Here is a 21,130-nt window from a genome sequence, read left to right on the forward strand (position 1 = left end):
TCAAACAAACCCGAAGGCCGTGTGAGGACGATGGGCGCAGCCGTTGCGGAAAGGGTAGGAGACGCGAGGCTGGCCGCGTTCAATCGCGTATCGACCGGCGACGTCGATGCCGCCGCCGAGGCGATCGGACGCATCTTCTGTCCCCATGAGCTGACGCCGGCTCGCCCGTCGGCGCCGGGTTTCTACGCCCTGCACAATTGCGCCGCCTTCGACCGGTTCTCGATCAACTACGTCGCCTATGGCGGATCGGTATCGATCGATCCCGGCTGCCTCGACCGCTTCTTTCTGCTGCAGATTCCGCTTCAAGGAACGGCGCGGATAGCAACCGCGGCCTGCGAGGTCGAGAGCAGCCCGGGCACGCGCGCTTCGCTGCTTTCCCCGACGATCCCGACGCGGATGACATGGGACGGCGATTGCGCCCAGCTGATCCTTCTGGTTGACCGGCGGCTGATCGAACAGCGAGCCGCCGCGCTTTCGGGAAGGCCGGCGGGTGCGGTCGAGTTTACGCCGGCGATCGATCTCAACCAGGCCTGCGGGCGCGAGCTGCAGTCACGGGCTGCCGACCTGGTCGATCTGGCCGAGCGTCTCGGACCAAACCACCGCCTGGCACCGGTTGCCGCGGCCGAACTGCGCGAGGCGCTGCTCGGCGCCCTGCTCCATGGTCAGCACCATAGCCGGAGCGAAGCGATGCAAGTGTTCGGCGGCCGTGCCGAAACGCTGCCGCGACCGTTGCGGCGGGCGCGGGATTGCCTGCATGCCCACGCCGCCGAGCCGCTCGATCTGGACCAACTCGCCGACATCACCGGCATCGGCATCCGCGCGCTGCAGCTCGGGTTCCGGCGCCATTTCGGCACGTCCATTTCACAGATGCTGCTCGATATCAGGCTGGCGCACCTTCATGCCCGGCTGAACAGCGCCCGCCCCGGCGAGAGCATCACGGAGATCGCGTTCGAACTCGGATTTACCCATCTCAGCCGCATGGCGCACGCCTACGGCAAGAAATTCGGCGAGACGCCGTCCTCGACCCTGCGCAGGATGAGCTGAATCAATCCGGGCGCCGACTTAGTGCCCAACCTCACCCGCGATGATGTCGCCGAACAGCTCCCAGCTTGTGCCGTTGAACTTCATCAGCTGCATCTGCTCGATCGGAAAGAAATCGTTCGGGCCGGTGTTGATCTGGATGCCGGGCAGCAGCACGTCGCTGGTAAAGCCTTTCAGGCTGGCGGCCTGCTTCATCACGTTCTCCCGCGTGAGGTTCTCGCCGCATTGTTTCAGCACCTGGACCATGGTCTGCGCGGTCGCGTAGCCATAGACGTTGTTGTTGTTGGTCTTGTCGCCATCCGGAAAATACTTGTCCATGAAGGCGGCCCACGCCTTGATGCCGAGATCGTCCTTCCACACAGGATCGGTCGGATCCTTGATGTAGGCTGTCGAGATAATGCCCTTGGCGTTGTCCAGTCCGGCCGGCTTGAGCACGGTCGCCACCGACGTCGAAACGTTGCCGAGTAGGTAGACCGGCTTCCAGCCGAGTTCCGCGACCTTGCGGATTGCCTGCGCCGCGCCCTTGGGCGCCGCCCACGTCATGAAGATGTCGGCGCCGGAATCCTTCAGCGCCACGATCTGCGAATCGATGGTGGGATCGGCAACCTCGTATGATTTGTCCGCGATGATCATGCTGGCCTTGGCACCGAGGCCGTCGCGCAGTCCCTTCATCTGATCCCGGCCCGCGTCGTCGTTCTGCCAGATCGCGGCGATCTTGCCGTTCGGATAATTCTTCAGGATGTAGGCCGCGTAGATCCGGCCCTCGCTCTGGTAGTTCGGCTGCCAGCCCATGGTCCACGGAAAATTCTGCGGATCGCCAAACTTGGTGGCCCCGGTCGCCACGAATAGTTGCGGGACCTTCTTCGCGTTCATGTATTTCTGGATCGCCGAGTTCGACGGCGTGCCGAGCGGCTGGAAGACCAGCAAGACCTCGTCGCTCTCCACCAGCTTGCGTGCCTGCTCGACGGCCTTCGGCGGACTGTAGGCGTCGTCATAACTGATGAAATTGATCTTGCGGCCGTTGATGCCGCCTTCGGCGTTGATCTTGTTGAAATAGGCGGCCTGGGCCTTGCCGATGGTGCCATAGGCGGAGGCCGGGCCGCTATAGGGCATGATGTTGCCGATCTTGATTTCGGTATCGGACGCGCCCGGATCGTATTTCTTCTGCGCGCTGGCTGCGGTCGCGGTCATCGCGGCGATCGCCGCCATGCCAACCAGGGTTCGGATTCGAGCCGTCATCGTTCTCTCCCAAGTCGTTTATTATTACGTCGTTTATTATTTTGGCAAAGTGTCGCAAGCCGCGCGCGGGCTGGCAAGCGGCCGCTTATTCCGCTGGATGAAACAGCATTGTTGCGCGCCGCCTTTTATGGTTGATGCGTGGCGACACGTTTCCCCTGCAAGGCTTCCTTAGAATTGAACCCGACGACACGCATTGGCCCCCGACATCCGAAGCTCGCCGCAGGCGGATTCCGTGCCGCGCGATGGCTGGCTGCGAAGACGTTTGGCGCGGCCGGCTTTCACCAGCTCGGCTCGAAATTTGCCGATGCGAAGCTAGCGCACGTGCGCGACAAGCTCGCGCGCGGGGAAACGGTCTATCTCGCCGGCCTCGGCGCGCCCGGCACGCACAATTCAGGCGTGGCGCTGGTCGAGGTGACGCAGGCCCATGGCCCCCGCCTGATCCTCAACAACGAAGAAGAACGTTTCTCCGGCAACAAGCACACGACGGAATATCCGCGCGCCTCTGTTGATGCGATGGTTGCAGCCTTGCGCTGCATCGGGCGCGACATCGGCGATATCGACGCCTGGCTGACCAGCTGGGACTACCCGACATTGGCAGGAACACTGGCGCGCTCGGTGCTGGAGGAAGTGCCGCAAAGCCTGAAGCTGCTGCGCACTACCGAAGCGGCCGGCTTCGACGGACGGCGTCTCGACCAGATGACGCGCACGCCGAAGATCCTTGCGAAGCAATTGGGGCTTTCCGAGCGCGTGCCGCTGATCTGCCTGCCGCACCACGACAACCATGCCTGGTTTTCCTATGCGGCCTCGCCCTTCGCCGACGACGGCGAGCCGGTGGCGGTCGCGGTGCTCGATGGCACCGGCGATCAGGGGTCGATCTCGCTGTATGTCGTCCAGAACGGCAACATGCGCCGGCTCTACTGTAACGACAGCATGTTCGATTCACTGGGCGCGTTCTACAGCGTGATTTCATCGACGCAGGGCGGCTGGACCTGGCTCTCCAGCGAGGGCCGCTATATGGGCGCGGCCGCCTGGGGCGACATGAACCGCGCGACAAATCCGTATTACGCGCGGCTGCGAAACGTCCTGCACTTCGGCGAAGCCGGCGACGTCAGGCTCAATCGCGCGATGGCCAACTGGTATTGCGACCCGTTCGATAACCCTTACAAGACGGCGCTCACCGATATCCTTGGGCCACCGATCAAGCCCGAGCAGCTCTGGAATCCCGACGCGGTGCTGCGTGTCGAGGACATCCATCACCGCCCCGACACCAAAGATCGCCTCGACAAGGCCGCCGCGACGCAATTGGTGTTCGAGGACGCCATGATCCACGTCGTGGATCACGTGTTGCGCGTCACGGGCGCGAGCCGGCTGGTGCTGACCGGCGGCGTGGCGCTGAACGCGATCGGTAACATGCGCCTGCTCGAACATTTCGATGAAGCGTGGTTCGCAGGGGCCCAGCAACGCAAGGCGCGCCTGCATCTGTGGGTGCCGCCGGTGCCCGGCGATCCCGGCGTCACTATCGGCGCGGCGTGGCTGTTTGCGCATCTCGTGGACGCCCCGCGCGGCGCGCCGATGACGCATGCGTTTTATTGCGGCCTGCCACCCTCCAATGAAGCCATTGCGAGCGCGCTCGGAGCCGATGATATCGCCTCGCAGCGCATTGGTGCTATCTCGACCGCTGATGGACGCGACGCCGTTGCCGACCTGATGGCGTTCATGGTCGCGCAGGGCGGCGTGATCGCGCTCTATCAGGGTGCCGCCGAGACCGGCCCGCGCGCGCTCGGCCACCGCTCGATACTCGCCAACCCCTGCGATCCCGAGGCTCGGGAGCGGCTCAACGAGCGCGTCAAATACCGCGAGGCGATCCGCCCGCTGGCGCCGATGGCAACGCTGGAAGCTGCCCGGGAATATTTCGAGCTGCTGCCGGGCGCCTCCGACGCCGGTTACAACGCCTACAATTACATGGTGCTGACGGCGCAATCGAAGCCGGGCGCGCGTGACAAGATTCCGGCCGTGATTCATGCCGACGGCACCGGCCGGATCCAGATCGTCAATGCGGACGACGATCCCCTCACCCACGCTTATCTGAAGGCGCTCGGCCGTCACGTCGGCGTCGAGATATCCGTCAACACGTCCTTCAATGTCGCAGGTCCAATCGCGCAAACGCCGCAGCAGGCCATCGATACGCTACGCCGCTCCAAGGGGCTCGACGCCGTCGTGCTGGTCGCAGATGACGGCGCGGTTTATGCCGCCTGGCACGGCGGCGAGCGCGACAGCGGACGATTTTCAAGCTGCTTCGCGCAGTGGCAAGACCGCCGGCAGGCCCACCGGTAAGGTTGACAGGTTAGCTTAACCAGCGACTTCAATTGCATCACGACCGCCGCGGGCTATCCTGCATGCAGTGGACGAATTGTTCGTTCCAACCCCTGTTAACTTCGCCTCGGGCGATCATATTCCGCCCGGCGGCCTCGTTAAATCGTGAGCGCGCGCCATGCATGCGGAAAGCCAGGAGCGGTTACGAATATTGAGCCTCAGTCCGAAGCCCGCCTGGGCCGAAGTCTGGCACTTGCGGAAGATTTTCATTCCGCGGCGATCCATCACCGGACGCTTGCTGACCGGCCAGGTCTGGCGGCGACATGACGGGCGGCGCTGGATCTACAAGAAGTTCACCGCAGACAACAGCTAGCCTATCGGACGACGGCCGGCCGTCGAAACCACCCGAGCACTCGCCCGTCGATCAACAGCAGCGCGCTGCCGATCACCAGCGCGCCCGCGATCTCGCGCAGCGAAATCTGTTCGCCCAGCACCAAATAGCCGAGCACGATGGCGGTGACCGGAATCAATAGCGTCACAAGCATCACGTTGGTCGCGCCGGAGCGCCGCAGGATCTGGAAGAACACGATATAAGCCAGCGCCGTCGACAGGACAGCCAGACCGATCACCGCGCCCCACGTCGCAAGCCCCGGCATCGGCAATTGCCAGGGACGGTCGACGAAGCCGGCGACAATCACCATCATGACGCTCGAAGCGAGCAACTGAAACGTCGCCGTCCCCAGCGGCGGCGAGTTTGACAAAAGCCGTCGCGCCAGCAGCGCCGACAAGCCATAGCTGAACGCGCCGGCAAGGCAGAGCAGGATGCCGATGCCCTGCCCGCTCCAGACTCCGTCACCGTCAAAATTCCAGCCGCGCAGGATCACGACGCCGATCAGCCCCACGACGACCCCCGCCACCCGCCGCGCCTGCAGCTTCTCCTCGCCGGCCGCCGCCATCACCACAACGGTAAACAACGGCGTGGTGGCGTTGAGGATCGAGGCGAGCCCGCTCGGGATCGTCGTCTGCCCCGCCACGATCAGCGAGAACGGCAATACGTTGTTGAAAAGCCCGATCGCGAAAAACGGCTTCCAGCCTGAAATCCCCTTGGGAAAATCGATCCGGTAGACCCACAGCAAAGGCAGCAGGATGATCGAGGCCAGCGCCACGCGCAGCAGCACCAGTGTCAGCGGCGGCAGCTCCCGCAGCACCACGCCGTTGAAGAAGAACGAGCCGCCCCACAGGACCGAAAGCACGCCGAGCAGCGACCAGTCGCGGGCGTCGATCCGGTTATCGGCGGTGGTCATGTACGGCTCATATCTGCGTTTGCTGCAGATCTATTCCAGCTCGAGAGTCATTCCCACCCGATTCCCGAACGGAGGCGCGCCTATTTCGGGCGCGACACGATCTCGATCATCCTGCCTTCGTCGTCGTCGGGCATCTCGGCCTTGGCATGCGCGTAAGCCTCCACGGCGGCGCGGCCGACCGGCGGCGTGCGGCTCAGCAGGCTTTCGGCCAAATGCACCGCATAGAGCGCGTCCTTGTGGCGGAGCGCCGCCGTGAACGACGCTCCGGAGAAGTCGCGCGCCACCATGCGCTTTGAATGGCGGATCACCTGCGGGCTCGCGACCGCGCCGGTCGCCAGCGCTTCCGCCACGAGGTTCATGTCCAGCCCGGCCTGCTCGGCCATCGCGATGCCTTCGGCCAGACTGGCGATCTGCACCGCGCCCATCAGGTTGTTGATCAGCTTGAAGACGGTGCCGGTGCCGACAGCGCCAAAGTGCCGGACTACGTCGCCGATCGGCGCCAGATATGGTTTGGCGCGATCGAGATCAGCGGCGTCAGCGCCAACCAGCAGCGTCAGTTTTCCGGCGGCCGCCGCGCTCGGCAGGCCGGTGACGGGACAATCGATGTAGATCAGGCCGCGCCCGCGTAGTTCACGCGCCAGGTCGAGCGCGTGCTGGTACGACACCGTCGAGCATTCGATCGCCAGCGCGCCGGGCTTCATCTTCCTGGCCGCGCCATCCTGGCCGAGCCACACGGCGCGAGACACTCCGTCGTCGGCGACCATGGTGACGACGGCATCCGCGCCATCGGCCGCATCCGCCGGTGAAGCCGCCCAGCGCGCGCCGCGCGCGATCAGATCTTCGGCTTTCGCCTTGCTGCGGTTCCAGATCGCAACCGAAAAGCCGGCATCGAGATAGCTGCCCGCCATGCCGTGCCCCATGCGGCCGAGGCCGATGAAAGCGACTGTCGTCATGGATAAATTGTCATGGGTTAATCCACATCCTCGACCGAACCGGGCGAGGTGCCGAACGCACGCTGTGCCAGCGTCGCTGCCATGAACTCATCGAGATCGCCGTCGAGCACGCCCGACGTGTCCGAGGTCTGCACACCGGTGCGCAAATCCTTGACCATCTGGTAGGGCTGCAACACGTAGGAGCGGATCTGGTGACCCCAGCCGATATCGGTCTTGGCGGCCTGGTCGGCGGCGGCCTGCTCCTCGCGCTTCTTCAGCTCGATTTCGTAGAGCCGCGCGCGCAACATGTCCCAGGCCTGCGCGCGGTTCTTGTGCTGCGAGCGGCCGGCCTGACAGACCACGGCGACGCCGGTCGGAATATGCGTCAGCCGCACCGCGGATTCGGTCTTGTTGACGTGCTGACCGCCGGCACCGCCCGAGCGCATGGTGTCGGTGCGCACGTCGGACTCCGCGATGTCGATCTTGATGCTGTTGTCGACCACGGGAAAGATCGCGACCGACGAGAACGAGGTGTGGCGGCGCGCGTTGGAATCGTACGGCGATATCCGAACCAGCCGGTGCACGCCCGCCTCGGTCTTGAGCCAGCCATAGGCGTTGTGGCCCGAGATCTGGATGGTGGCGGATTTGATGCCGGCTTCTTCGCCTTGCGTCTCTTCCAGATACTCGATCTTGAAGCCGTGCTTTTCGGCCCAGCGCGTATACATGCGCAGCAGCATCTCGGCCCAGTCCTGGCTCTCGGTGCCACCCGCGCCGGCATGGACTTCGAGATAGGAATCGAACCGGTCGGCCTCGCCCGACAGCAGCGCCTCGAGCTCGCGGCGCGCCACTTCCTTTTTCAGCGCCTTCAGCGCGTTCTCGGCTTCGGTGACGACGCCGGCATCGTTCTCGGCTTCGCCGAGCTCGATCATCTCGACATTGTCGCTGAGCTCACGCTCGACCTTGCCGATGCCCTGCAGCGCATCCTCCAGCGAGGTGCGCTCCTGCATCAGCTTCTGGGCCTTCTGCGGATCGTTCCAGAGAGTGGGATCTTCGGCGAGCTTGTTCAGCTCGGCCAGCCGTGCCGTGGACTGTTCGACGTCAAAGATGCCTCCTCAGCAGCCCGACTGACTGCTTGATCTCTTCAACGAGGCGTTCGATTTCGGCGCGCATGGTGTCTCTGATCTGCGGTCTAGAAACCGCCAACGATAGATGTTCGCAGGGATGTAGCGGCGTCTCTCACAAAGCGCAATCCGCCTGGGGGTTTGGTCCCAAGCGGATTCTTCACACCAGCAGGCTAGTATAGCCCGCCGGGCCGCATGATGTGGCCGGAGTCAGGCGACTGATATCCCCCCTGATATCCGGCCGGATATCCCTGCGGGGCGCGCCCATCGGCATCGGCCACGCCAATGACGGAGTAATTGTCCGGCGGCGCGGTACCCGGCTTGAAGGCTTCCAGGATGGTCCGGCCACCCTCGCCGGGACCTGCGCGCATGCCGCTCTTGGCATCGACGCGAACCAGCTTGATTCCGGCCGGCACCTTGAACGGAATCGCGGCCTTGTCGGCGAGCGCGAGCTTGAGGAAGTCGCGCGCAATCGGCGCGGCCAGCGCACCACCGGTCGCCTTGCCGCCGAGGGTGCGCGGCTTGTCGTAGCCGACATAGATGCCGACCACGAGGTCCGGTGAGAAGCCGATGAACCACGCGTCTTTCGCATCGTTGGTGGTTCCGGTCTTGCCGGCGATCGGCTTGCCGACTTCCTTCACGACGGTCGCGGTGCCAGCCTGCACGACATATTCCATCATCGAGGTGATCTGATAGGCCGTCATCGGATCGAGCACCTGCTCGCGGCGGTCGACCAGCTGCGGTTCGGGCTGATTCTTCCAGCCGCCGGGCGCGTCGCAGCCGCGGCATTCGCGCGCGTCATGCTTGTAGATGGTGTGCCCGTAACGGTCCTGGATGCGATCGATCAAGGTCGGCTTCACGCGGCGGCCGCCATTGGCGAACATCGAATAGGCCGTGACCATCCGCATGACCGTCGTTTCGCCGGCGCCGAGCGAATAGGACAGATAGTTCGGCAGTTCGTCGTAAACGCCGAAGCGCCGCGAATATTCGCCGATCAGGGGCATGCCGATGTCCTGCGCCAGCCGCACCGTCACCGTGTTGAGCGACTGCCGCAGCGCATTGCGCAGCGTCACCGGACCATTGTACTTGCCGGACGAATAGTTTTCCGGGCGCCAGACGCCGGCGCCCTGCCCCTGATCGATTTCGATCGGCGCGTCGACCACCACGGTCGACGGCGTGTAGCCATTGTCCATGGCCGCCGAATAGACCAGCGGTTTGAACGAGGAGCCCGGCTGCCGGTACGCCTGCGTCGCGCGGTTGAACTGGCTCTGGTCGAACGAGAATCCGCCGACCATGGCCAGCACGCGGCCGGTCCAGGGATCCATCGCCACCATCGCGCCGGATACTTCCGGCAATTGGCGCAGGCGGTACTGCCCCTCCACCGGATTGCCGTCCTTGCCGAATAGAGGATCGACATAAATCACGTCGCCCGGGGCGAGCACTTGCGCGACCGATGTCGGCGTTCTGCCCTTGGTCGGTCCCGACGCCGCCTTGGCCCATTTGACGCCTTCGATGGTGATGATGCCGGTCTGCCGTTGCTTGGCGACGGCGCCGCCAAGCTCGCGGCCCGGCTGGAAACCGACCCGGGCCGACTGGTCGCTGGTCTCCAGCACCACCGCCATCCGCCAGGGCGAGATATCGCTCAGCGCCTTGACGTCGGCCAGCTTCACGCCCCAATCGCCGGTAATGTCGAGCTTGCTTGGCGCACCCCGCCAGCCCTGCGCCTCATCGTAATTGACCATGCCGGCCGCCATGGTCTTGCGCGCCATCACCTGCATCTTCGGGTCGAGCGTCGCCCGGACCGAGAGGCCGCCTTCATAGAGCTTCTTTTCGCCGTAGCGTTCGAAGATGTCGCGGCGGACTTCCTCGGCGAAATATTCGCCGGCGAAGATGTGCGCGCCGGTACCGCGGCTGGTGACGAGGAGCTGATCCTTGCGCGCCTTGTCGGCATCGGCCTGCTTGATCCAGCCGTTTTCGACGAGACGATCGACAACGTAGTTGCGGCGTTCGATCGCGCGGTCGCGGTTGCGCACCGGATGCAGCGCCGCCGGCGCTTTGGGCAGCGCCGCCAGATACGAGGCTTCCGAGATCGTGAGTTCGTTGACCGACTTGTCGAAATAGACCAGCGACGCCGCCGCGATGCCGTAGGCGCCGAGGCCGAGATAGATTTCATTGAGATAGAGTTCGAGGATACGGTCCTTCGAATAGGCCCGCTCGATGCGCATCGCCAGCAAGGCTTCCTTGATCTTGCGGGCGAAGGAGACCTCGTTGGTCAACAGGAAGTTCTTTGCGACCTGCTGGGTGATGGTCGACGCACCCTGCGGCCGGCGGTTGGAGCCGTAGTTCTGCGCATACAGCACTGCCGCGCGCGCCATGCCGGTGAAGTCGATGCCGCCATGCTCGTAGAAGTTCTTGTCTTCGGCCGCGAGGAACGCGTTGATGACGAGTTTCGGCACCGCCTGGATCGGCAGATAGAGCCGGCGCTCCTTGGAATACTCGCCGAGCAACGCGCCGTCGGAGGCGTGCACGCGCGTCATCACGGGCGGTTCGTAATCCTGAAGCTGCGAATAATCCGGCAAGTCCTTGGAGAAATGCCAGATTGCGCCGGCAACGCCGGCGACGCCCACCAGGAACACCACGGTTCCGGCGGCAAACAAGAAACCTAAAAACCGCACCAGCAAGCGCATGATCGAAGTTCCGTTCCAACCCTTGCGCCGTGACTTGCGGCGTCTGCCTGCCACCAAAATCCAAGCGCAAATCGAAGCGCTCGAGCCCCGCCCAACGGACCGCCGTTGCGCGTACGAACAATAAAGGGGCCGACGGACAATAATGGCCGATTCCGAAGACCCTGCGGTAGTTTTCTATACCGCTGCCGCTGTGGCCAAACTAGGGCTTCCTCCATGGCATCGCGTGCATTTAATCAGCATTTTCATACGGCTTTTCATTTGCCGGGCCCGGCAGTTGCCAGCCGTTTGGCGAAAAATGCATCAATCGCCAGCGCCATCGATCCGACGGTCTTGTTCCGCCAGTTCTCCGACATCAGGAGTTCGAGGTCGCCCTTGTTCGAGACATAGCCGAGTTCGACCAGCACCGAGGGCACGTCCGGCGCCTTCAAGACGCGGAATCCGGCGGATTTCAACGGGTGCTTGTGCATCCGCACCGTGGTCTTCATCTCGCCCATCAAGATGCGGGCGAACCGGTTTGAAAACGTTTTGGTCTCGCGCTGCGCGAGGTCGATCAGGATGTCGGCGACTTCGGTCGGCTCGTCGGTGAGATTGACGCCGCCAATGGCGTCCGACTTGTTCTCGGCCTCGGCCAGCCGCTCGGCCTCAGCGTCCGAGGCCTTGTCAGACAAGGTGTAGATGGTGGCGCCGTGGGCATCGCCCTCCCGCCGCGGCAGGGCGTCGGCATGGATCGAGACGAACAGCGCGGCCGACTGGGTGCGTGCGACCTTCACGCGGTCGTTCAACGGAATGAACGTATCGTCCGTACGGGTCATGACGACGCGGTATTTGCCTGATTTCTCGATGCGATCGCGCAGCGCGAGGCCAAATCCCAGCACCAGATTCTTTTCCATCTCGCCGCCGGCCTGGGTGCCGTTGTCGATGCCGCCATGGCCGGGATCGATCACGATCAGGGGACGGGTATCCTGCGCCTGTGCGGGCTTTGCCGCCGCCGCTGCATCGTCCGGTCCGACCGCGGCATTGGCAGAAGCAATCGCGGGCCGCAGTTCGGGGCGATTCTCGGGCGCCAGCAACTGCACGAACGCGGTCCGGTCCACCTCTTCCAGCTCCAGCACCAGCCGCGGCGGCTGGTCGTTGGCCGCTTCCAGCACATAGGATTTTGCGACCTTGGCCGGTCCCGTCAGGTCGAACACGATTCGCGAACCGCCCGGCATGACGAGGCCATAGCGGAACGCCTTGACCAGCCCGCGCCCCGCGCTGCCGGTGCCGGCAGCCAGCTTGAAGCTGACCTGGGGAATATCGACGACCACGCGATAGGGATCGGCCAGCGCAAAGGCGCGAAACTGGATCGGCCTGTCGAGATCGAGCACGAAGCGGGTTTGTTTGCTGTCGCCGGCCAGCCTTGCATCGGAGGCGACCGGAAAATTCGAGGCGGCGGTCGGGGTTGGACTGGGGGCGCTTGGCGAAGCGGGACCAGGCGCAGGCCCCTGCGCCGCGCTCGGGGTGATGGAATTGGCCCACAGCAATGCTGCGACGCACAATAGGCCGCACCCCAGCAAAACCCGGTGATTTGCGCGGTTAGCCAACGATTCGACGCCTCCGAGCCGCTCTCTTACCGCATTAGAACCACAGGGTTAATCGAACCTTAAGGGTCCAAAAGCGAAAAGGGATGAGTGTTGCCGTGCTGCGACGCTTCCCTGATGCTTCCCTTGCACCGGGCGGGCAATCCACGTATGTACGAGGTGCTGACGGCTAATACTCCCGGTTGTGTCGCGTTCAGCCTCCCGGTGCAGCGCCGGAACCTTCGAAGCCGAAGTTTCCTGCGTCTTTCCCGATCCCCTCCACCAGCCAGCGCTGCGCGCGGCTGACACGGAGTGGCGGTTTCGAGCCCGAGCGGCGTCCGCTCCCAGGTACTAACTTGCAAGGTACTATCTTGCTCCAGGGACGGTTTAAAACACGGCAGAACTGATTATCCGGACCCCAAACGGTCCGATATGCGATGGCCGGCGAGCGCTTTGGCGCCGCGCCGGGCCTTCAGCGATAGACACGGCGGTCAATTTTGCCGCCAACATGTTCAGACGGGCCGACGCTTGATGCGCCAGACTGTGTTGCCGACCAGGATCCACGGATCGATCGCGCCGATGCGAAGCGAAAGCTTCGCGCGTCGCCTTGTTCCGGTGGGTCCCCGTTCGGCGCGGCGCCAAGGTTTGCGTTTTGGCCTTCCCCTCACCCCCGAATCAGGTGGACCGTCGCGTCACCGGGCCGCGCAATATGCGCGCGCCTTGCACCGCGCCCGCCGCCGTCAAGAGCTCCAAAATGCCCAACAAGATGTTGATCGATGCCACCCACCCGGAAGAGACCCGGGTCGTCGTGGTCCGCGGCAATCGCGTCGAAGAATTTGATTTCGAGACCGCCCAGCGCAAACAACTGCGCGGCAATATCTACCTCGCCAAGGTCACGCGCGTAGAGCCGTCGCTGCAGGCGGCCTTCATCGAATATGGCGGCAACCGCCACGGCTTCCTGGCTTTCAGCGAAATCCATCCCGACTATTACCAGATCCCGGTCGCCGACCGGCAGGCGCTGATCGAGGCCGACGAACGCGCCCATCGCGAGGCCGAGGAAGAGAGCGAGAACCGCTCCTCCAACCGTCACCGCGGCCGTTCGCGCCACCGCAACGCCCGCCGCCGCGGCCATGGCGAACGGGTGCAGAGCGACGTCGTCGAAAACGCCACCATCGATCCGGCGCAGGCCGCCCAGCCCTATGAGGGCGAGGCGCAGCGCTTGCATGAAGGCGCGCACCCCGACGAAGCCCGCGCCCATGATGCCGATCACCATCCCGCCGATACAGTCGACCACGGCCACGATCATGGGTACGTTGCGCATCACCACGACGACCATTCGCATGAACATGGTCGCCCCCAGGAAGATCACGCCCAAGAACACGTCCATGATCATGCCGCGGCCGAAGCCCCGGTAGCCTCATTCCAATCCGATGCGGCACCGGTTGAGGCCGTCGCCGCGCCGGCAGAGACAACGGCCAGCGCCGAAAGCCACGAAGATCACACGCATCACGACGAGCCGGCGCAGGACGCACGGCACGACGACGAACACGCGCTCGAAAACGCCGCCCATGCCGATGACGCGCATGCCGGCGAGGAATACGCCGCCGCCTCCCACGAGGATCGTGCCCCCGCGCCGGAAGGCGACGAGCAGGACGACGACGCGCAGGACGATGAAGACGACGATGCCGAAGAGGAAGTCGTCGAATCCGTCGGTGGCGACGATGTGCTCGAGGAAGTGCCGGAGCGCGCCTTCCGCCCGCGCCGCCAGTACAAGATCCAGGAAGTCATCAAGCGCCGCCAGGTCATGCTGGTGCAGGTCGTCAAGGAAGAGCGCGGCAACAAGGGCGCGGCGCTGACCACCTATCTGTCATTGGCCGGCCGTTACGCCGTGCTGATGCCCAACACCGCCCGCGGCGGCGGCATCAGCCGCAAGATCACCTCGGCCCAGGACCGTTCGCGGCTCAAGGAAGTGGTGCAGGATCTCGACGTGCCCGAGGGCATGGGCATCATCCTGCGCACCGCCGGCGCCTCGCGCACCAAGCCCGAAATCAAGCGCGACTTCGAATATCTGATCCGCATGTGGGAAACCGTGCGCGACATGACGCTGAAGTCGCAGGCCCCGACGCTGGTCTACGAGGAAGGCTCGCTGATCAAGCGCTCGCTGCGCGACCTCTACAACAAGGAAATCGACGAAATCCAGGTCGCCGGCCAGGCCGGCTATGATGAAGCCCGCGACTTCATGAAGATGCTGATGCCCTCGAACGTGCGGGCGGTCCGGCAATATCGCGACGGCCAGCCGCTGTTCTCCAGGATGGGCGTCGAGAGCCAGCTCGATGCGATGTTTTCGCCGACGGTGCAATTGCGCTCGGGCGGCTACATCGTCATCAACCAGACCGAAGCCTTGGTCTCGATCGACGTCAACTCCGGGCGATCGACCCGCGAGCACCACATCGAGGACACCGCGCTCAAGACCAACCTCGAAGCGTCAGAGGAAGTCGCGCGGCAGCTGCGTCTGCGCGATCTCGCCGGCCTGATCGTCATCGACTTCATCGACATGGACGAGAAGCGCAACAACCGTGCGGTCGAGCGCAAGCTGAGCGACTGCCTGCGGCAGGATCGCGCCCGCATCCAGGTCGGCCGCATCTCGCATTTCGGCCTGTTGGAAATGTCGCGCCAGCGCATCCGCGCCAGCGTGCTGGAGAGTTCGACCGAGCCCTGCGCACATTGCGGCGGCAGCGGCCATGTCCGCTCGGTGTCGTCGGTGGCGCTGCAATTGCTGCGCGGCATCGAAGAAATTCTGATGAAGGGCGCGACCCACAATCTGGTGGTGCGCACCCGCACCGACGTCGCGCTCTACGTCCTCAACCACAAGCGCGGACATCTGCGCGATCTCGAAAACGCCTTCAAGGTCACACTTGCGATCGTTGCCGATCCGACGGTGGCCGGCCAGCAATCGTTCATCATAGATCGCGGCGAACAGGTGCACACGCTGGAAGCCGCCAAGGCGTTGCTTGCAGCGCAGGCCGCGGCCTCGCCGTCCCAGGTCGAGGAAGCCTATGACGACGAAGAGCCGTTCGATATCGAAGGTGAAGTCGAGACCGAAGAGACCGAAGGCCTGACCGAGGAAGCCGCAGGCGGCGAAGAAGTAGCCGGTGAAAGCGAAGCCGACGGCCACCGCCGCAAGCGCCGCCGGCGCCGCCGCGGCCGTGGTGAGCCGCGTGAAGGCGGCGCCCCGCGCGACGACAATGACGCCCTGCGCGTTGCCCCCGAAAGCGCCGATGGCGCGGTCACGGTTGCCGACGACGGCGAAGCCGACGACGACGAGGGCGACGAACAGGGAGCTGTTGCGCGCGGCGAACAGGGACCAAACGGCGAGCGGCGCCCGCGCCGTCGCGGACGTCGCGGCGGACGCCGCCGGCGTGGCAGCGGACCGGAAGATGGTCTCGCCGGATCGATCTCCGACGAACTCGGACCGACCCCGGTTTCGGAAGTCACCAGCGCGGTTGCCGATTTCGACGGCCCCTCGGCTGAGCCGGCGCCGACATTGGTCGAACCCGAGCCCGCTTCGCAGCCGCCGCAACCGCAGTGGCAGCCCGCGGAACACGCCTCGCCCGAAACCGTCAGCAGCGCGCCGACGCCGACGCCTGAGGAAACCGCACAGGAGGCCGACCGGGCCGCCGCGCGGCGGCGTTCGACGGTGCGTGAAAAAGTCTCGTTCCTGACCAGCGCCCCGTCAGAGCCAGCACCGGCCGTCAGCCATAGCGAGGCGGAGCCGGCGGCAACGGCCCCTGCTCCCGCGCCCGCTGAACCCGCGCCTGCCGCGGCCAGCGATGCCGCGCCGCGCAAGGCCGGCTGGTGGTCACGGCGTTTCGGCAGCGGCGAGTAAGGACGACACAAGTTCAAACGGAAAAACCGCCCGGCAACACCGGGCGGTTTTTTAATGCAGCAACACGATCCTCAAAAAAGCGATCGTCAATCGGTCGTGAGCGCGGTCTCCATGTCGGTCGGATCGATCTGCTTGTTGAGATTGGCGTGCAGCTTCTCTTGATCGAGTTCGCCCTCCCACCACGACACCACGACGCAGGCGACGCCGTTGCCGCAGAGATTGGTCAGGGCGCGGCACTCGCTCATGAACTTGTCGATACCGAGCACGATGGCCATGCCGGGCACCAGCCGCGGATCGACCACCGCGAGCGTCGCCGCCAGCGTGATGAAGCCCGCGCCTGTTATGCCCGAGGCGCCCTTCGAGGTCAGCATCGCGACCAACAAGATGGTGATCTGCTGGCCCATCGTGAGATCGAAACCGAGCGCCTGCGCGATGAACAGGGTCGCCAGCGTCATGTAGATGTTGGTGCCGTCGAGGTTGAACGAGTAACCGGTCGGCACCACCAGGCCGACGACCGACTTCGAACAGCCGAGCCGCTCCAGCTTTTCCATCAGCGAAGGCAGCGCGCTCTCGGACGACGAGGTGCCCAGCACGATCAACAGCTCGTCCTTGATGTAGGACAGGAACTTCAAGATCGAGAATCCGACCATGCGCGCGATGGTGCCGAGCACGATAAAGACGAACAGCGCCGCGGTGACATAGAAAGTCGCGATCAGCCCGACCAGGTTCACGATGGCGCCGGTGCCGAACTTGCCGATGGTATAGGCCATGGCGCCGAACGCGCCGATCGGGGCCGCCCGCATCACGATCGAGATCACGCCGAACACCGCGTGCGCGGAATCGTCGATGAAGGAACGCAGGGTATGGCCACGCTCGCCGAGCGCCATGATCGAAAAGCCGAACAGGATCGAAAACAGCAGCACCTGCAGGATTTCGCCCTGAGCGAAGGCCCCGACGACGGTGTCGGGAATGATGTGCAGGAAGAAATCGACCGACTTCTGGGCCTCGGCCTGCTTGGCGAACCCGGCGACCTTGGCCGCGTCAGCCATGGCGCCGCCAAAGCCGTGGCCCGGCTTGACCACATTGCCGATGAGCAGCCCGATCATCAGTGCAAAGGTCGAGACGATTTCGAAATAGACCAGCGCCTTGATGCCGATGCGGCCGACCTTCTTGGCGTCCTGGATATGGGCGATGCCCGACACCACGGTGCAGAAGATGATCGGCGCGATCACCATCTTGATCAGCTTGATGAAGCCATCACCGAGCGCCTTGATCCAGTCGTTGGTCGCGAGCGCCGGCCAGAGCCAGCCGGTCAGCGCGCCGAGCACGATGGCGATCAGCACCTGGACGTAGAGAATCTTGTACCAGGGCCTGCCTGCGCTCACCGGCGCTTCAGCCGCAATCGTTGCCGCCATGACGTATACTCCCGTTCGACCTGCGGCGTTCTGCCACACCCCGCCCGCTAGCACAGCCAAATTATTTCGGCCAGCGGAAATCGGTGGCGTTGCTCGGTGTCCGAACGGGATCGGTCAGCGGCGGTCGAATGGGCGGCGGAACAAAGGCACGAGCGTAGCGCCGAGCGCGTTCTTGATCAGCGACGCCGCGATGAACGGCGCTACGCCAACCAGCCACGCCTTTTCAACGCCGAGCTTGATGCCAAACGCCAGCCAGGCAAACCCGGCGGCAAGAATGATGACGTGGCCGAGTCCCATGGCGACGAAAAGCAGGGTTACTGACCGATCCCAGCCACGCTCGCTCAGCCATCCCGTGACGAAGGCCGCCGCCACGAAGCCGTAAAGATACCCGGCCGTGGGCCCGAGCAACGGCGCAAGGCCGCCGACGGGGCCTGCAAACACCGGAAATCCGATCGCGCCTTCCGCGAGATAGGCCACGATGGTTGCGCTGCCGAGTCGCCAGCCATAGGCCGTCCCGATCATCAGTACGACCAGCGTCTGCAGCGTCATCGGCACATAGGGCAAAGGCAGACTGACCTTCGCCGACAGGGTCAGCAGCGCGGTTCCCAACGCAATCAGGATCACGCCGCGCATCAGACCGGATCGGTTTACGGGATGCGGCCACAGAACGGCGGCGAGCGGAAAATGCGGTGCAGCGACAGGCTGAGATGTGTCGGACAAGATGGTTCCCCGATTTAGATGGCAGATATGGATGAGTGATGGTGACTGATGCGCCCTACCCGAGCCACTTCGCGATGCGGCTCACGGCTTCGCGCATCTCGTCGGACGAGCGCGCATAGGAGAAGCGCACAAAGGCGCGTCCGTGGATCGGGTCGAAATCGACGCCCGGCGTAGCCGCGACGTGCGCCTTCTCCAGCATCCGGCTGGCGAACTCAAAGCTGTCGGTCGTGAATTGCGAAACGTCCGCATAGAGATAGAACGCACCGTCGGCCGGCAGGAAATTGGTCAGGCCGGCCTTCGGCAATCCATCGATCAGGATGCGGCGGTTCTCCTGATAACCGCGCTTGATCGCTTCCATTTCAGCCGCCCCCTCGAACGCGGCCTCCGCTGCGATCTGCGACAGTGTCGGCACCGAAATCGACAGGTTCTGTTGCAACCGTTCGATCGGCCGCACCAGCGGCTCCGGCACCACCATCCAGCCGACGCGCCAGCCGGTCATGCAGAAATATTTCGAGAACGAATTGATCACCAAAGCCTGTGGCGACAACTCGGCGGCGGACACCGCCGGAAATGCGTAATCGAGGCCGTGATAGATCTCGTCCGAGATGAAGCGAATGCCGGCGCTGTCGGCCGCTGCCATCAGGCTGGTGAGCGCTTCGCGAGACATCATGGTGCCCGTCGGATTGGCGGGACTGCCGACCAGTACGCCCTTGAGTGGCGTCTTGCGATGCGCGGCCAGCAACGCTTCGCCGGTCAGCGCGTGGCGCGTCTCGCTCGTGGTCTCGATCAGCACCGGCTCGCAGCCGAGCGCGGTGAGGATGTGCCGGTACGGCGGATAACCGGGCACGGTCACCGCCACGCGGTCGCCCGGTTCGAACATCGCAAGGAAGGCCAGGATGAAGCCGCCCGACGAGCCCGTGGTGACCACGATCCGCTCGGGATCAACGCTGCAGCCGTAAGTATCGCGGTAGTGCCGGGCGATGCGCGCCCGCAGCGAGGGGATGCCGAGCGCGGAGGTATAATCGATCCGGCCGTCGTCGAGCGCGAGACGCGCCGCCGCCAGCGCGGTCTTCGGAGCAGATGCCGCCGGCTGGCCGACCTCCATGTGAATGACGTGGCCGCCAGCCACCTCGATGCGGGCCGCCGCCGCCATCACGTCCATCACCATGAAAGGTGGAACATCGCTCCGGCTGGAAGCCGTTAGCAGGGTTTTCGCAGCGTCTCTAAGAGTCGATTCGAGCATCACTATCTGCAATTTGATCGGTTCGCGCCGATTTCGAGTTCCGGCACCCGTTTACCGCCCCAGACTGGCCGTATTCGGTGGCTCCTTATAGCGCTTTCAAGCCAAGTGGATACCGGTCCGCGGGAAGAAAAAAGCGCTAAAAACAAGAGACTGGCGTTCGGTTCTGATTTAATCAGGGCTGCCCGGCCCGACCGCCGATTGACCGTCAGTTCCGCCGCCAACGCCCAATAGATTGCTTCATGTTGTTCCGCCTCGCGCACCGCAAAACGACGCTGAAACTGACCGCCCTCGCCACGGCGGCCGCACTTGTCATGACGCCGACGCTCGCGGCGGCCCAAAACAAGGGCCCCCCGGTGCTGCGCGACACCGAGTCGGAGCAATTGCTGCGCGACTACACAAGGCCGATCCTGCGCGCCGCCGGCATGGAGAAGCAGAACATCCAGATGGTGATCATCAACGAAGGCGTCTTCAACGCTTTCGTTGCCGACGGCCGCCGCATCTTCGTCAACTACGGCGCGATGATGCAATCGGAGACGCCGAACCAGATCATCGGCGTGCTCGCGCACGAGACCGGCCATCTGGCCGGCGGTCACCTCTCGAAACTTCGCGAGCGGCTGGCGGAAGCGCAAACCCAGATGATCATCGCCATGCTGCTCGGCGCCGGCGCCATGGTGGCGGGTACGCGCGGTGGCGGCAACAACGGCCTTGCAAATGCAGGTGCGGCCGCGATGTCGGCACCCGCCGAGGTGATCAAGCGCACCCTGCTTTCCTATGTGCGGCAGCAGGAAGAAAACGCCGACAAGGCCGGGGTGAAATTCCTCAATGCCACCGGCCAGTCGGCGCGCGGCATGTACGAGACCTTCAAGCGCTTCTCCGACGAGAGCCTGTTCGCGGCGCGCGGCGCCGACCCCTACGTGCAGTCGCACCCGATGCCGGCCGAGCGCGTCCGCGCCCTGGAAGAGCTCGCCCGTTCCAGCCCCTATTGGGACAAGAAGGACGACCCGGCCCTGCAGATGCGCCACGACATGGTACGCGCCAAGATCTCCGGCTTCATGGAGCGGCAGGACACCGTCTTCCGGCGCTATCCGCTGTCCAACACCGGCGTGCCCGCGCGTTATGCGCGCGCCATCACCACCTATCTGCACGGCGACCTGCGCAGCGCGCTGGCCCAGATCGACGGCCTGATCCAGCTGCAACCCGCCAACGCCTATTTCTACGAACTGCGCGGCCAGGCTTTGCTGGAGGGCGGCAAGCCGGCCGAGGCCATCGCGCCGCTGCGCAAGGCCGTGCAGCTTTCCAACAGCGCGCCGCTCATCGAGATGTTACTTGGGCAGGCGCTGGTGGCGTCCGACAACAAGGCCTACACCGAAGAGGCGATCGCCATCCTGCGCGCGGCGCTGGCGCGCGAGACCGAAGCCCCGATCGGCTACATGCAGCTCGCCATGGCCTATGGCCGCAAGGGCGACTACGCGCAAGCCGATCTCGCATCGGCCCAGGCCGCGTATCTGCGCGGCGACAACAAGACCGCGCGCGACCTTGCCTCGCGGGCCAAGACGCGGTTCGCGATCGGGACCCCGGGATGGGTCAAAGCTGACGATATTGTGAGCGCCAAACCGCTTCCCGGCCAAAGAAGCAACTAGCGCCGCTACCGGAAATAAACTGAGTTGCAC

13 protein-coding genes and 1 pseudogene are annotated in these 21,130 nt (G+C 64.4%); 5 read left to right on the plus strand and 9 right to left on the minus strand.

Annotation, left to right across the window (positions count from 1 at the left end):
- Nucleotides 1–30: 30 nt before the first annotated feature.
- Nucleotides 31–1,044, plus strand: coding sequence for an AraC family transcriptional regulator (locus ABIE49_RS01510; RefSeq protein WP_192739843.1), 1,014 nt, complete (start codon nt 31–33; stop codon nt 1,042–1,044).
- A gap of 18 nt (nt 1,045–1,062) precedes the next feature.
- Here the strand turns inward: ABIE49_RS01510 and ABIE49_RS01515 are convergent, their stop codons facing one another.
- The gene (locus tag ABIE49_RS01515) at nt 1,063–2,280 is read right to left on the minus strand and encodes an ABC transporter substrate-binding protein (protein WP_192739842.1); all 1,218 of its coding nucleotides are present in this window, start codon (nt 2,278–2,280) and stop codon (nt 1,063–1,065) included.
- A 174-nt stretch (nt 2,281–2,454) separates the two neighbouring features.
- Here ABIE49_RS01515 and ABIE49_RS01520 point away from each other — a divergent pair, with 174 nt between their 5' ends.
- Nucleotides 2,455–4,614 (plus strand): carbamoyltransferase C-terminal domain-containing protein, encoded by a 2,160-nt coding sequence (locus ABIE49_RS01520; RefSeq protein ID WP_192739841.1) that lies wholly within the window; start codon nt 2,455–2,457, stop codon nt 4,612–4,614.
- A gap of 157 nt (nt 4,615–4,771) precedes the next feature.
- The gene (locus ABIE49_RS01525) at nt 4,772–4,966 is read left to right on the plus strand and encodes a hypothetical protein (protein ID WP_192739840.1); all 195 of its coding nucleotides are present in this window, start codon (nt 4,772–4,774) and stop codon (nt 4,964–4,966) included.
- A 1-nt stretch (nt 4,967) separates the two neighbouring features.
- On the opposite strand, the gene ABIE49_RS01530 is transcribed toward ABIE49_RS01525, so the two are convergent.
- The 5 genes and pseudogenes from ABIE49_RS01530 to ABIE49_RS01550 form a co-directional block, all read right to left on the minus strand.
- Entirely contained in the window at nt 4,968–5,897 is a 930-nt protein-coding gene (locus ABIE49_RS01530) for a DMT family transporter (RefSeq protein ID WP_192739839.1), read from the minus strand.
- Nucleotides 5,898–5,977: 80 nt separating this feature from the next.
- A pseudogene (locus ABIE49_RS01535) lies at nt 5,978–6,856 on the minus strand (NAD(P)-dependent oxidoreductase); the annotation flags it as partial.
- An 11-nt stretch (nt 6,857–6,867) separates the two neighbouring features.
- Nucleotides 6,868–7,999, minus strand: a protein-coding gene (prfB, locus tag ABIE49_RS01540) for a peptide chain release factor 2 (RefSeq protein ID WP_192739837.1) whose coding sequence is annotated in 2 segments (ribosomal slippage) — nt 6,868–7,929 and nt 7,931–7,999 — 1,131 coding nt in all. Because the reading frame shifts where the segments join, the coding sequence is not laid out codon by codon here.
- Between the two features lie 124 nt (nt 8,000–8,123).
- A complete protein-coding gene (locus ABIE49_RS01545; protein ID WP_192739836.1) occupies nt 8,124–10,637 on the minus strand; it encodes a penicillin-binding protein 1A in 2,514 nt (837 codons plus the stop codon).
- Nucleotides 10,638–10,891: 254 nt separating this feature from the next.
- The gene (locus ABIE49_RS01550; protein ID WP_192739835.1) at nt 10,892–12,220 is read right to left on the minus strand and encodes an N-acetylmuramoyl-L-alanine amidase; all 1,329 of its coding nucleotides are present in this window, start codon (nt 12,218–12,220) and stop codon (nt 10,892–10,894) included.
- A 730-nt stretch (nt 12,221–12,950) separates the two neighbouring features.
- Between ABIE49_RS01550 and ABIE49_RS01555 the strand changes: the two genes are divergently transcribed.
- Nucleotides 12,951–16,082 (plus strand): Rne/Rng family ribonuclease, encoded by a 3,132-nt coding sequence (locus ABIE49_RS01555; RefSeq protein WP_192739834.1) that lies wholly within the window; start codon nt 12,951–12,953, stop codon nt 16,080–16,082.
- 86 nt (nt 16,083–16,168) lie between these two features.
- Here ABIE49_RS01555 and ABIE49_RS01560 read toward each other — a convergent pair whose 3' ends face one another.
- The 3 genes from ABIE49_RS01560 to ABIE49_RS01570 all read right to left on the minus strand — a co-directional run bounded on the left by ABIE49_RS01560 (nt 16,169) and on the right by ABIE49_RS01570 (nt 19,460).
- Nucleotides 16,169–17,497 carry a dicarboxylate/amino acid:cation symporter gene (locus ABIE49_RS01560; RefSeq protein WP_192739833.1) on the minus strand — a complete coding sequence of 443 codons (1,329 nt, stop codon included), beginning with the start codon at nt 17,495–17,497 and terminating at the stop codon, nt 16,169–16,171.
- Between the two features lie 114 nt (nt 17,498–17,611).
- A complete protein-coding gene (locus tag ABIE49_RS01565; RefSeq protein ID WP_192739877.1) occupies nt 17,612–18,130 on the minus strand; it encodes a biotin transporter BioY in 519 nt (172 codons plus the stop codon).
- Between the two features lie 142 nt (nt 18,131–18,272).
- Nucleotides 18,273–19,460, minus strand: a complete 1,188-nt coding sequence (locus ABIE49_RS01570; RefSeq protein ID WP_192739832.1) for a pyridoxal phosphate-dependent aminotransferase — start codon at nt 19,458–19,460, stop codon at nt 18,273–18,275.
- A 239-nt stretch (nt 19,461–19,699) separates the two neighbouring features.
- Here ABIE49_RS01570 and ABIE49_RS01575 point away from each other — a divergent pair, with 239 nt between their 5' ends.
- Nucleotides 19,700–21,100 carry a M48 family metalloprotease gene (locus ABIE49_RS01575; protein ID WP_192739831.1) on the plus strand — a complete coding sequence of 467 codons (1,401 nt, stop codon included), beginning with the start codon at nt 19,700–19,702 and terminating at the stop codon, nt 21,098–21,100.
- The last annotated feature ends 30 nt before the right edge of the window (nt 21,101–21,130 follow it).

Origin of the sequence: Bradyrhizobium sp. OAE829, from assembly GCF_040546575.1 — a bacterium.
In the GTDB taxonomy this organism is placed as follows: Bacteria; Pseudomonadota; Alphaproteobacteria; order Rhizobiales; family Xanthobacteraceae; genus Bradyrhizobium.

Excerpts from the sequence above, each read along its gene's own strand:
- ABIE49_RS01525 (WP_192739840.1), top strand. The coding sequence starts at position 4,772 with ATGCATGCGGAAAGCCAGGAGCGGTTACGAATATTGAGCCTCAGTCCG.
- ABIE49_RS01575 (WP_192739831.1), top strand. The coding sequence starts at position 19,700 with ATGTTGTTCCGCCTCGCGCACCGCAAAACGACGCTGAAACTGACCGCC.
- ABIE49_RS01510 (WP_192739843.1), top strand. The coding sequence starts at position 31 with ATGGGCGCAGCCGTTGCGGAAAGGGTAGGAGACGCGAGGCTGGCCGCG.
- ABIE49_RS01515 (WP_192739842.1), bottom strand. The coding sequence starts at position 2,280 with ATGACGGCTCGAATCCGAACCCTGGTTGGCATGGCGGCGATCGCCGCG.
- ABIE49_RS01555 (WP_192739834.1), top strand. The coding sequence starts at position 12,951 with ATGCCCAACAAGATGTTGATCGATGCCACCCACCCGGAAGAGACCCGG.
- ABIE49_RS01565 (WP_192739877.1), bottom strand. The coding sequence starts at position 18,130 with ATGCGCGGCGTGATCCTGATTGCGTTGGGAACCGCGCTGCTGACCCTG.
- ABIE49_RS01560 (WP_192739833.1), bottom strand. The coding sequence starts at position 17,497 with ATGGCGGCAACGATTGCGGCTGAAGCGCCGGTGAGCGCAGGCAGGCCC.
- ABIE49_RS01570 (WP_192739832.1), bottom strand. The coding sequence starts at position 19,460 with ATGCTCGAATCGACTCTTAGAGACGCTGCGAAAACCCTGCTAACGGCT.
- ABIE49_RS01545 (WP_192739836.1), bottom strand. The coding sequence starts at position 10,637 with ATGCGCTTGCTGGTGCGGTTTTTAGGTTTCTTGTTTGCCGCCGGAACC.
- ABIE49_RS01530 (WP_192739839.1), bottom strand. The coding sequence starts at position 5,897 with ATGACCACCGCCGATAACCGGATCGACGCCCGCGACTGGTCGCTGCTC.